This window comes from Paenibacillus residui, from assembly GCF_042677205.1.
Taxonomy (GTDB): domain Bacteria; phylum Bacillota; class Bacilli; order Paenibacillales; family NBRC-103111; genus Paenibacillus_L; species Paenibacillus_L residui.
Map to the genome: position 1 here is coordinate 337,268 of NZ_JBHTIU010000027.1, position 11,581 is coordinate 348,848.

An 11,581-nucleotide genomic window follows, 5' to 3' on the forward strand; every position below is an offset into this window, starting at 1 on the left:
GGAAAAGAAGACGAAAAACTAAGCTCCAGAGAACTTAGTTTCGCGCAAGACTTATTCCGGCACTTCCTCTTTAAAATCACATTGCACGCATTGGAGGTGCTGCCCGTTTTTTGTATTTTTTACAACGAGCATCGAGTCGCATTTCGGGCAATCGCGTCCCGCCGGCCGGTCCCAAGAGACGAAATCGCACTCCGGATACCGGTTGCAACCATAAAAAATCCGGCCTTTCTTGCTGCGTCTTTCTACGATGTGGCCTTCCTTGCATTTGGGGCAAACTACCCCGATGTCCTTGACGATCGGCTTCGTATTCCGGCACTCCGGAAATCCGGAGCAGGCGAGAAACTTGCCGAACCGCCCCATTTTGTATACTAACGGCTTGCCGCATTTTTCACAAATTTCATCCGAGACCTCGTCCTGAATCTCGACTTCCTTCATTTCCTCTTCGGCTACCTCCAGCCGCTTCTCGAAGGATTGGTAAAATTCGTCCAGAACCTTAACCCAATCCTCCTTCCCTTCTTCCACGTGGTCCAGCTCTTCCTCCATATTGGCCGTAAATTCTACATCCAATATTTCCGGGAAAAATTCCTCCATCAATTCAACGACCAATTCTCCCAGTTCTGTCGGAATGAACTTCTTGTCCTCGAGAGCTACATATCCTCTCTTCTGGATCGTTTCCAGTGTGGGGGCATAGGTGCTCGGACGCCCGATTCCCAACTCCTCCAGCGTCCTTACCAGCCGGGCTTCCGTATATCTAGGCGGCGGCTGCGTAAAATGCTGCTTCGGCTCGATTCCGACGCGTTCCACCACATCGTCCTTACGCAAAGGAGGCAGAAGCCGGTCTTCCTCTGTCGTCCCGTCGTCATTTCCTTCTACGTATACTTTCATGAAGCCCGGAAACTTCACTTTGGAGCCTACGGCGCGGAAAACCGCTTCGTTGGCTTGTATGTCCACAGTCATCGTATCCAATACGGCCGAGGTCATCTGGCTGGCGACAAACCGTTCCCAAATTAATTTATATAGGCGGTATTGGTCCCGGCTCAAATAAGACTTGATTTCGTCCGGAGAACGAAGGACGGAGCTTGGACGAATCGCCTCATGCGCGTCCTGGGCGCCGCTGTTTTTCTTAGTATAATTGCGTGGGCTTTCCGGAGCGTAAGCATCGCCGAACTTCCCCTGAATATATTCCTTAGCTTCTTCCTGGGCTACCGGGGATATCCGTGTGGAGTCCGTACGCATATACGTAATCAGACCGACCGTTCCTTCCTTGCCCAGCTCAATCCCTTCATATAGCTGCTGCGCGACGGACATCGTCTTGGCCGCCCGGAAATTCAGCTTGCGGGCCGCTTCCTGCTGGAGTGTACTTGTAATAAAAGGGGCGGAAGGATGGCGCTGACGCTCCCTCTCCTTAACCTCCTTAATAACGAAGCTGGACTCCTCAATCATCTTCAGAATCCGGTTGACCTCTTCTTCGTTGCCAAGCTCCAGCTTTTCTCCGCCTATCCCGTAAAATTTCGCTTCGAAGGACTGCTTGCCGGCTTGCAGCATGGCCGTGATCGACCAATACTCCTCCGGAATGAACTCTCTAATCTCATTCTCCCGGTCATTGATCAACTTGACGGCTACCGATTGAACCCTGCCGGCCGACAATCCCTTCTTGACCTTCTTCCATAGAAGCGGGCTGATTTTATAACCGACCAGGCGGTCAAGAATTCTTCTCGCTTGCTGGGCATTCACCAGGTCTTTATTGATCGGGCGCGGTGATTTGAAGGCATCTTTAACCGCTTGCTTCGTAATTTCGTTGAACACGACGCGGCACGGCTCGTTATCCGTTAACTCCAGATAATGCGCCAGATGCCAGGCAATCGCTTCCCCTTCCCGGTCAGGGTCCGCCGCCAGATAAATTTTCTTAACCTTCTTGCTGGCGTCCTTCAATTCCTTCAGCACGGAGCCCTTGCCGCGGATCGTTATATATTTCGGTTCAAAATTACGCTTGACTTCTACTCCGATCTGACTTTTGGGAAGATCACGGATATGGCCCATAGATGCTTTGACAATATATTTGCTGCCTAAATATTTACTGATCGTTTTCGCTTTTGCCGGTGATTCGACGATAACTAACGAATCTGCCATGCGCATCTTCCTCCCCTCTGTAAACAGGTTTATTATATGTGCTTTATCTCTTGCAGGCAATCTGATGATCTTGCCGCTATATTAATACATACGCCGAGCCTGCATGCTGTGCAATCTTTTTTTTCATTAGTAAAGATAACAGAATTGTATGCAAATGTCCAAAATTTGTTTCGCTTTGCTCCAAAAGATAGTCAATCGTCGTCGGTTCGAACGAAATGAGCCCAAGGATTCGCCGCTCTTCCTTCGTCAGCTCCGGTTCGGGTTTAGGAGAATCCGCAGGATGCAAAACGTTCTTTATATTGAAAAAGCCCTTATATTCTTCGAGCACATCATTCGCGCAAACGACCATCTTGGCCCGGGTTTGAAGAAGCTCGTTGGTGCCCCGGCTCTTGGGAGAGAAGATCGGACCGGGAACGGCAAACAAATCCCTGGACTCGTCCAAAGCCATATCGGCCGTAATCAACGATCCGCTATTCTGAGCCGCCTCTACTACTAGAGTGCCCAAACTTATGCCGGCAATTACCCGATTGCGCAGCGGAAATAATCCGGGATGATGGATGATGCCCGGGAAATACTCGGACAGCACGACCCCCTCTTCCTCTATTCTCTTGAACAATTTAAGATTTTCAGGGGGATAAACCCGGTCAATGGAGGTGCCCAGGATGGCGATCGTCTTAGCCTTGCCTTCCAACGCCCCGAGGTGGGCCGCGCTGTCGATTCCTCTGGCCAGTCCGCTGACAATGCTCAATCCCGCTTCGGACAAATGATAAGCCAGCTCGGTTGCTGCCCTTCTACCGTACGCGGTCGGAGTGCGGCTGCCTACAATCGCCAGGGAATGATGATTCTCCAGCAGCTTCAAATTTCCTTTGGCATACAGCACCCAGGGCGGGCGTGAACTATGCCTCAGCCTGTATGGATAAGCTTCATCATATAATGTCAATACATGTATGTTCTCCTTGCGGTACCACTCCAGTCTGGACGCTAGCCGCTCCTGAGTCAAGCCCCTCCTTATACTCTCTACCCGATCCCTGCGAATTCCGGCCTCCCTCCACTCCATATCTCCCCATTCCAGCAGCTCCACCAAATTTTGGGTTTTAATAATCAGTTTTTCGATCGTTTCCCAACCGATTCCTTTCAGTTCATGAAGCCCTAACAAGATTGATTTATTATCCAATGCCGGTTCCTCCTTGTGCTTAAAAATGAAAAAAAGCAACCCGTCAAATCCATATAGGAAATGAAAGGTTGCTTACCTTCATAATTATTTATTCAGTTAGCTATTATTTTTTGGTGATGCATTTCTCCAGCAGTCCCTTTTCCTCCAGGACGCTCACCAGTGTGGATCCCATCTCCGCAGGAGTAGGAGCCACTTTAATTCCGCAGCTTTCCAGAGTAGCCACTTTCTCGGCGGCCGTTCCCTTGCCTCCGGAAATAATAGCGCCGGCATGACCCATCCGCTTGCCTTCCGGAGCGGTCTTACCGCCGATAAATCCGACAACGGGCTTCGTCATATTCTCTTTGATCCACTCGGCCGCTTCTTCTTCCGCCGTTCCGCCGATCTCACCGATCATGATGACGGCATAAGTGTCCGGATCTTCGTTAAATCTCTTAAGAACGTCGATAAATTCCGAGCCTTTAACCGGATCTCCGCCGATCCCTACGGCAGAGGACTGGCCGATGCCGCGGGTAGTTAACTGATGAACGGCTTCGTAGGTGAGCGTTCCGCTGCGGGAAACGACTCCGACATGGCCTGGAGTATGGATATATCCCGGCATAATGCCGATTTTGCATTCACCCGGAGTAATGACGCCGGGGCAGTTAGGACCGATCAGCACGGTACGCTTGCCTTCCATGTATCTCTTGACTTTAACCATGTCGAGCACGGGAATTCCTTCAGTGATGCAGATAACGAGATCCAGATCCGCGTCGACGGCCTCCATGATCGAATCCGCCGCGAAAGCCGGAGGAACATAAATAACGGATGTATTGGCTCCGGTAGCTTCTACCGCTTCACGCACCGTGTTGAACACGGGGAGCTTGACCGTGCTGCCGTTCTCCAGCTCAAACTCTACTTCCGTACCGCCCTTGCCGGGAGTAGTCCCTCCCACTACTTGAGTTCCGTAGTCAAGCGCGCCTTTGGTATGATATCTACCCTGGGAACCGGTAATCCCTTGAGTAATGACCTTTGTGTTTTTATTAACTAAAATACTCACGTCGCTTCACATCCTTTACTTTTTTCCGTTCATTTTATATAAGGGGTGCTGCTTACAGATTTTTGACTTGCTCTACGATCTTCTGAGCGCCGTCGGCCATCGAGTCTGCAGCGATAATATTCAAGCCGGATTCGTTCAGAAGCTTCTTCCCGAGCTCCACATTGGTTCCTTCCAAGCGCACGACAAGAGGACGGTCCAAACCTACCTGCTTGGCCGCTTCTACAACTCCCTCGGCGATTACATCACAGCGCATGATGCCGCCAAAAATGTTAACGAAGATCCCTTTGACCTTCTCATCGGACAGGATGATCTTGAACGCTTCGGTTACTTTCTCCGTGGTGGCGCCGCCCCCTACATCGAGGAAGTTGGCCGGTTCTCCGCCGTAATATTTGATGATATCCATCGTCGCCATAGCCAGGCCGGCTCCGTTAACCATACATCCGATGTTTCCGTCCAGAGCGATGTAGCTCAGGTCGAATTTGGAGGCTTCGATTTCCTTCGGATCTTCTTCTTCCAAATCGCGAAGCTCCAGGATGTCTTTATGACGATACAATGCGTTGGAGTCGAAGTTCAGCTTGGCATCCAGCGCCATAACGTTTCCGTCTCCGGTTACGACGAGCGGGTTGATTTCCGCAATGGAGCAGTCCTTATCTACAAATGCCGTATACAACGCCATCATGAATTTAACGGCCTTGTTAACCAGTTCGTTCGGAATATTGATCGCGAATGCCAGTCTGCGAGCCTGGAACGGCTGCAATCCGATAACCGGATCGATCACTTCCTTGAATATTTTCTCCGGAGTTCTGGCGGCCACCTCTTCAATCTCCATGCCGCCTTCTTCCGATGCCATCATGACGACCCGGCCGGTGCCGCGGTCTACAACTACGCCTACGTAGTATTCTTTCTTAATATCGCAACCCTGCTCAATCAGCAGGCGTTTAACCTCTTTACCTTCCGGACCGGTCTGGTGGGTGACGAGAATTTTACCGAGAATTTCGTCAGCATATGTACGTACTTCGTCCAGATTTTTGGCTACCTTGACTCCGCCGGCCTTCCCTCTTCCGCCAGCATGGATTTGGGCTTTGACAACCACAACAGGGGTTCCCAGCTGCTTGGCAGCTTCAACCGCTTCATCCACGGAAAAAGCGACTCTTCCTTCCGGAACGGTCACTCCATATTGTCTCAGGACTTCTTTGCCTTGATACTCATGGATATTCATTCTTACTTCCTCCTATCAGTGTCTTCAATGGCGCTTCGAAACCAAGCTTCGAAACCAATGGATTTCAGCCAACTAAAATAGATATTATCAGAACGAAAAAAATCTATTCAATCGGCAGTATCGCACCGCTCGACAAGCCCTATCTATTGTACCACTTTTTTTCGCTAGTTTCCTCTACTTTTCTTAATTATTTAACATTAATTTCTCATATGCTTCCTGATATTGGTGAAAGGTGGCGATTTTTCTAATTGCTCGGGAAATAGGAATACCGCATGCCGGCGAAGGAAACTGCCCGCAAGCTCCCCTTACGCGAATGGAGCCGCCGAACCGCATGGAAATGGCCCGACGGCGTAACAAAAAGAGCGCCGCTTTCCGGGAAAGCAAGCGCTGGTCCTACATTAACTATAAGTAGGCTGGATGGAGACGGCTGACCTCGGCTCTCTCTCCGCCTGCTTCACGAATCTCATTTCATTCCCCGAGAAATGGCAAACCAGGCATTGAATTTCCGGCTCCTCCGGTTGAAGCGGCGCTTCCTCCGCCATTTCCGTAACTTCCCCGGTAACGGCATCCTTGATAAAGGACTGTGTGTATCTCGTAATCACGCTGAATTTAACCCGGTTCGAGCGGCAATTCGGGCAGAAATACGGTTTGTTTTCCATAGTCCAATCACCTCACGAGTAGTATGACTCATTTTTTCTAAAATTATGAAACAGAGGCAGGATTTTTCCCGCGGATGTAGAATGTTATAATGGTGAAGAGCTTATCAGTGATGACGCGTTATCGGCATGGAAGTCTTATGCGGAATAATATAATTATATATTGGTTATAAGGAAGCACCTTTTTCCAATAGGGGATTAACGGGAGCAATAGTTACGGATTCCCCTCTTCTATCATGGAAGGAGTGTGCTTATTTATGTTTGGCAAAGTTCGCAGCGCTTGCGTTAACGGCATTGAAGGAAAATTGATTGAAGTGGAAATCGACATCAGCAGCGGATTGCCCCAGGTCAGTCTCGTCGGCCTGCCAGATGCTGCGGTCAAGGAATCCGCCGAGCGGGTCCGCGCCGCGGTTAAAAACTGCGGCTTCAAGTTCCCGATGGAGCGGATTACGATCAATCTCGCCCCCGCCGATCTTCGTAAAGAGGGAGCGTCCTTCGACCTGGCCATCGCCGTCTGCCTGCTGCTGACCAGCGGACAACTGACGGGGGAACCGTGGAGCGAAGCCCTGATCATCGGGGAGCTGGCTTTGGACGGCAGCGTGCGTCCGGTCCCCGGTGTGCTCTCGATGGTTCATCATGCCCGCACCATGGGGATTCCCAAGATCGTCGTCCCTCTGCAAAATGCCAAAGAAGCCATGCTGGTCGAAGGAATGGATGTCTATGCCGTCGCCCATTTACGAGATGTAACGCAGATCGGACAGCATTTGATTAATGACGTTAATCATTTATATCATTTACTAAATAAACCGGGGAGCGATTCGCCGCCGACCGAATCTGACTCCGCCGATACAGGGGCAGGGCTGGATTATGCCGATGTGACCGGACAGCAGCACGTCAAACGGGCTCTCGTCATCGCCGCGGCAGGCATGCATAACATTATGCTGATCGGACCTCCGGGCACCGGGAAGACGATGCTGGTCCGCAGACTGCCTACCATTATGCCGGATATGGAGGAGAACGAGGCGTTGGAGGTGACGAAAATCTACAGCGTCTCGGGCCAGCTGCGCGGAAGGGCTCAATTGATGACGTCCCGCCCCTTCCGTTCTCCCCACCATACGATCTCTGCGGGAGGGATGGCCGGTGGAGGGACGATACCGAAGCCCGGAGAGGTCAGCCTGGCTCATCGCGGCATTTTGTTTCTCGATGAGTTTCCCGAATTTTCCCGAAATGCGCTCGAGGTGCTCAGGCAGCCGCTCGAGGACAATCAGGTGACGATTAGCCGGGCCCGGGCCGTCTACACGTTCCCCGCCAATTTTATGCTGGCGGCATCGATGAACCCATGCCCTTGCGGATTTTTCGGAGCCGAAACCGTCACCTCTCCATGCACCTGCTCACCGCTCAAAATCAATCAGTACCGGTCCCGCATTTCCGGACCGCTGCTGGATCGCATTGACCTGCACGTGGAGGTGCCGCGTATGGAATACCGACTGTTCGGACAGGAGGCTTCATCGTTGTCCTCCGCCGAGATGAAGGAGTCGGTCATCAGGGCCCAGTCGATTCAACAGGCGAGATACCGGGGGACGGGAATCCGCTTTAACGGTGAGCTGGCAGGCAAGCTGCTGCGCCGTCACGCCCGGCTCAAGCCCGAGGCCGATCAGCTCCTTCACAGCACCTTCGATACGCTAGCCTTAAGTGCCCGGGCTTATGACCGGATCCTGAAGCTGGCCCGCACGATTGCGGATTTGGAAGGCTCTCGCGATATCGAGATCGCCCATCTGGCTGAAGCGATTCAATATCGCACCTTGGACCGGAAGACGTTTCAGTAATCGCATATTTCTATTGACTAGCTACAATTCACTTGAATTAGCTACACAAAAGAGGCTGTCGATTAATGGTGTATAACTGAGATCATACCGGAAGGGGCCTTTCGGCAGAGTTACGGACTCAGATTGGCTGTTGATTTTTGGTGTAGAACTGTGATCATACCAGAAGGGTCTTTCGGCAAAGTTACGGACTCAGATTGGCTGTTGATTTTTGGTGTAGAACTGAGATCATACCAGAAGGGGCCTTTCGGCAAAGTTACGGACTCAGATTGGCTGTTGATTTTTGGTGTACAACTAAGATCATGTGAGAAATCTGCACGGTTTGGTTATAACGGACCCAAGAGACCTTAATCGCTCCGGAAGGGCCTTTCGATAACTTTAACGGACTGAGACGACTCTATTCCCAAGAAACGAACGCAAATGTAGGACAATTCTATGAAATAAGCGCATCTATGTCCGTCTCAAAAAACCGCCCTTTTTAACGAAATAGGGTCTCTCAGGTCCGTTACATTTTCGCTGTTATCCATTTCCAGTTTCATTGATGCTACACCAATTCGCTTTTCACTAGTACAATAATCATCCTCGGTCCTATCCCTTCGCCTTTGCTACAATTAATCGACAGCTACCAAAATACAGCCTGCCCCAATGCCGATGACACGGTACTATCTGCGTGCAAGCGAGATTTTTGAAATCCAATCATTGACTTTCGTTAAAAATTATGTTAAGATTACTCCTGTTTGCATTAACCCTCAGAAGTTCCTCAGTTAAATAATTTCCTCCATCCATTTGTTCAAATTCCAATAACCCTGAAGAATTTGTTATGATGTATCGCTAATTCACACTGGCGCGATCAAGGAGTCGCAAGGATGAAAGAGAGGTAGGGCTTTCATTGTTTTAGTAAGTACAGAAATGGTTTCTCTCGTTATTTGCAATTGGAACTTTATTGCTGCCGCTCGGTCTGGATAATTCAGTAGTGGCAAGCGGCAGCATGGGTTATCATTTTGGATAGCTCGCCTATCTTATCTAAATTTCCCACAGATCAGATACCCATGTATGCTCTATATATCTGCTTCGTTTTTTTCGCATACCTATCTTTCGGGATCGTCCGGGCATTCCACACCCAGAAATTCACTGATTCGCATCTCCTGAAACAACTCCAGCAATTCCTGAACCCTATACTCCTCCGGATAGTCACCATCCGCATAGTCCATTCGAAGCTCCGCATCGATCGAAGATGCGCTTAAATATTCCATAAGCCGGCGGCATGCCAAGTAATCTTCCACACGGCTGAGATCGTATTTTAATTCCGTATTTCGCGCCTCGGTTATTATATCGGAGGATGGTGTGTCGGCAGTCTCCGGCCATTCATTACATCGGACGGTTAAAACCGGCCCCTTTTCCAAAAACATTTCGGTCTCGGTGTTTCTGCGTATGCCTTCCCACCTGTCCATTGCATTCCACAGCATATCCTCGCTAATGTCCTCGAACTCTCCTTCCTCGGTCTGCTCCATAAAATCGAGAGATAATCCCAATTTGTTCGCATCCCGGATAAACTGCAGCAGCTTGTCCTTCTCCTCTTCATCGTGAATATCCAGCGTAAGGATGATTTTATAAGACTGCAGCCTTTCTTTGATTTCCGACAGACCAAGAGTAGTGTATCTTCTAACAAATTGGAGTGCCTTTACCGGGCTGTCGTTCAGCCTGACTTTAATCCCAATCAACATTTTCCGCATCTCCTAATCCATTTATATTGTTACTTTACAAAAGACTGTACTGCCGGAAAATTCGCTTCCGCAGATACCGGCTCACTGAAAAGAAAGGATGCTCTTCCGACAGAATTCCGTTACAATAGTAGGTAATCATCCCTTATTATACACATGCTTATCTGCTAGGAGTGGAGAGAATGTCTATTCAAAACGGCCGTTTCCTTAAAATAGACGGATGGCTGGAGCTAGGTTCAGAACAAACCGGTCTGCAGTTCCGCCATGAATTCGAACAATTTTTGCAAGGCGGAGGGTGGCTTTTTGCCGGCAAAGTGGAAGAGTGCGAACGGAAGCCTTTCGAGTCAGAAGCCGCGAATATACAGGCATTGCTGCAAGAGAACGAACAAATGAAAAAAGAGCTGGAAAGACTGCGCAGCACACGCCGTCCCCAAGCCCAGAAGATGTCCAGCAAGTTAAGAGATGCCCTGAGAGAATAGCAATCCCGGGTATCCGTTCTGGCTCCACAAGTGATCGTTATCTATTAAAAAGCACCGCGCAAGTGCTCCAGCCTCTTCGTTCTCCCCTGTAAATCCATGTAAACCGAAACGACATCAAAACGGACGGAAGCCTCGTTCAGTTGATGAAAATGCAGGTACACCTGTGCCGTATCCCTGACTTGCTTCTGTTTCCTGGCATTCACCGATTCCTGCGGGCTCCCGAAGGTACCGGTCATTCTTCTTGTCCTTACTTCGACAAAAACAAGGACAGTTCCATCCCAAGCTACAATGTCCAATTCCCCGGTGCGGCATTTCCAATTGCGATGAACAATGCGATAATTTTGCATGGTCAAAAAAGCTTCCGCCTGCCGCTCACCCCGGCGTCCCAGTTCCTTGCGGCTATCCTTACCGGGAACGCTCATCGGATACCCGCTTGTTCCCCTGCCCATTGATCGGAACGGTAGACGAAAGTCAATATTTCGGCAACCAATTGATATAAATCGGGCGGGATTTGCTGCTCCAGGTCCAGCTGGGACAGAACCTCAACCAACGACGCATTCTCTTGGACAGGAACCCCATACTCTCTGGCCTTCTGCAAAATGGTCTCCGCCACCTCGCCCTTTCCTTTGGCCACGACGACCGGGGCCGCTATTTGGTCGGGAGAGTATCGTAAAGCGACTGCTTTCTTCGGTGTATGGCTGTTGGAAGAATTCATATCCGCAGATCGACTCCTTTGTACGGTTTAGTATCATACAGAGACAGTCCCCCGTCCTCCCCCGAAGCAGCGTGGTTTTGGCCTGCTTTTTTGTCCGGGAAGGGCAGTGATCGAATGGATACAAAAGGATATCCCTGCGCCTCCAGCCTGTCCGCCACTTCTTGGCGAAACGGCTCAATGGCCTTCTCCATCCCCGAATAATCGCTATGTACGACAATGTTCACGATACGATCAGTCACTTGAACATCGACAATGGTCGGCCCGAGGTAGGCCATTCTCAAATCGAAAAGCAGTCGGCAGTTAGAGGAATCCATCTCCCCCTGCTTTCCTTTCCGGGTCTGGATGTGGACCGCCGCTGTTTGCTCACCGGAGGCATGGAACAACGGGACCGTCATCGTCACATGGGTAAACATGGACGATCTGTCAGCGGCCAGCAACAGCTGCTGGCCGGTAATTTGCTGCAGCGTCTGCTGGACCGCTTCTCGGAGGGCCGGCGGGAGGTCATCGGCCGCGGACAACTGAAGGAGCGCTCCCTTCAGCGACTGAGACGCTTCAGCGGCCCGGTCCGGGACCGCTCCGGCCGCCGCCGGGTCTGGCCCGGGCGCGGCAGGCGCAGGCTGCCCCGCAG

The 11,581-nt window shown here is 50.6% G+C and carries 10 protein-coding genes and 1 pseudogene; 2 read left to right on the top strand and 9 right to left on the bottom strand.

The genetic code is table 11. The annotated features are described in order from the left end of the window. Positions 1 to 51 precede the first annotated feature (51 nt). The 5 genes from topA to ACFQ03_RS08590 form a co-directional block, all read right to left on the bottom strand. Positions 52 to 2,130 carry a type I DNA topoisomerase gene (gene topA / locus ACFQ03_RS08570; protein WP_379287437.1) on the bottom strand — a complete coding sequence of 693 codons (2,079 nt, stop codon included), beginning with the start codon at positions 2,128 to 2,130 and terminating at the stop codon, positions 52 to 54. 76 nt (positions 2,131 to 2,206) lie between these two features. Next, positions 2,207 to 3,304 (bottom strand): DNA-processing protein DprA, encoded by a 1,098-nt coding sequence (gene dprA, locus ACFQ03_RS08575; protein WP_379287439.1) that lies wholly within the window; start codon positions 3,302 to 3,304, stop codon positions 2,207 to 2,209. Positions 3,305 to 3,407: 103 nt separating this feature from the next. Beyond that, positions 3,408 to 4,340, bottom strand: coding sequence for a succinate--CoA ligase subunit alpha (gene sucD, locus ACFQ03_RS08580; protein ID WP_150959631.1), 933 nt, complete (start codon positions 4,338 to 4,340; stop codon positions 3,408 to 3,410). Positions 4,341 to 4,392: 52 nt separating this feature from the next. After that, complete coding sequence (gene sucC / locus ACFQ03_RS08585; RefSeq protein ID WP_144933193.1) at positions 4,393 to 5,559, bottom strand: ADP-forming succinate--CoA ligase subunit beta; 1,167 nt, start codon at positions 5,557 to 5,559, stop codon at positions 4,393 to 4,395. Between the two features lie 398 nt (positions 5,560 to 5,957). Then, a complete protein-coding gene (locus ACFQ03_RS08590) occupies positions 5,958 to 6,218 on the bottom strand; it encodes a hypothetical protein (RefSeq protein WP_379287442.1) in 261 nt (86 codons plus the stop codon). A gap of 254 nt (positions 6,219 to 6,472) precedes the next feature. Here ACFQ03_RS08590 and ACFQ03_RS08595 point away from each other — a divergent pair, with 254 nt between their 5' ends. Continuing rightward, positions 6,473 to 8,041 (top strand): YifB family Mg chelatase-like AAA ATPase, encoded by a 1,569-nt coding sequence (locus tag ACFQ03_RS08595; RefSeq protein ID WP_379287444.1) that lies wholly within the window; start codon positions 6,473 to 6,475, stop codon positions 8,039 to 8,041. 1,085 nt (positions 8,042 to 9,126) lie between these two features. Here ACFQ03_RS08595 and ACFQ03_RS08600 read toward each other — a convergent pair. After that, positions 9,127 to 9,762, bottom strand: coding sequence for a hypothetical protein (locus ACFQ03_RS08600; RefSeq protein ID WP_379287446.1), 636 nt, complete (start codon positions 9,760 to 9,762; stop codon positions 9,127 to 9,129). 179 nt (positions 9,763 to 9,941) lie between these two features. Between ACFQ03_RS08600 and ACFQ03_RS08605 the strand changes: the two genes are divergently transcribed. Beyond that, positions 9,942 to 10,238, top strand: coding sequence for a hypothetical protein (locus ACFQ03_RS08605; RefSeq protein WP_379287448.1), 297 nt, complete (start codon positions 9,942 to 9,944; stop codon positions 10,236 to 10,238). 44 nt (positions 10,239 to 10,282) lie between these two features. Here the strand turns inward: ACFQ03_RS08605 and ACFQ03_RS08610 are convergent, their stop codons facing one another. The 3 genes and pseudogenes from ACFQ03_RS08610 to ACFQ03_RS08620 all read right to left on the bottom strand — a co-directional run. After that, on the bottom strand, positions 10,283 to 10,660 hold the full coding sequence (locus ACFQ03_RS08610; protein WP_379287450.1) for a YraN family protein: 378 nt from the start codon (positions 10,658 to 10,660) through the stop codon (positions 10,283 to 10,285). Then, on the bottom strand, positions 10,657 to 10,953 hold the full coding sequence (locus ACFQ03_RS08615; protein ID WP_144933205.1) for an EscU/YscU/HrcU family type III secretion system export apparatus switch protein: 297 nt from the start codon (positions 10,951 to 10,953) through the stop codon (positions 10,657 to 10,659). The genes ACFQ03_RS08610 and ACFQ03_RS08615 overlap by 4 nt, the downstream gene beginning before the upstream one ends. After that, positions 10,950 to 11,581, bottom strand: a pseudogene (locus ACFQ03_RS08620) (hypothetical protein); the annotation flags it as partial. The pseudogene ACFQ03_RS08620 and the gene ACFQ03_RS08615, both read right to left, overlap by 4 nt.

What these genes read in the sequence shown, in the direction of transcription:
- topA (WP_379287437.1), bottom strand. Translation starts at nt 2,130, where the DNA reads ATGGCAGATTCGTTAGTTATCGTCGAATCACCGGCAAAAGCGAAAACG.
- sucC (WP_144933193.1), bottom strand. Translation starts at nt 5,559, where the DNA reads ATGAATATCCATGAGTATCAAGGCAAAGAAGTCCTGAGACAATATGGA.
- ACFQ03_RS08590 (WP_379287442.1), bottom strand. Translation starts at nt 6,218, where the DNA reads ATGGAAAACAAACCGTATTTCTGCCCGAATTGCCGCTCGAACCGGGTT.
- ACFQ03_RS08595 (WP_379287444.1), top strand. Translation starts at nt 6,473, where the DNA reads ATGTTTGGCAAAGTTCGCAGCGCTTGCGTTAACGGCATTGAAGGAAAA.
- ACFQ03_RS08600 (WP_379287446.1), bottom strand. Translation starts at nt 9,762, where the DNA reads ATGTTGATTGGGATTAAAGTCAGGCTGAACGACAGCCCGGTAAAGGCA.
- ACFQ03_RS08605 (WP_379287448.1), top strand. Translation starts at nt 9,942, where the DNA reads ATGTCTATTCAAAACGGCCGTTTCCTTAAAATAGACGGATGGCTGGAG.
- ACFQ03_RS08610 (WP_379287450.1), bottom strand. Translation starts at nt 10,660, where the DNA reads ATGAGCGTTCCCGGTAAGGATAGCCGCAAGGAACTGGGACGCCGGGGT.
- ACFQ03_RS08615 (WP_144933205.1), bottom strand. Translation starts at nt 10,953, where the DNA reads ATGAATTCTTCCAACAGCCATACACCGAAGAAAGCAGTCGCTTTACGA.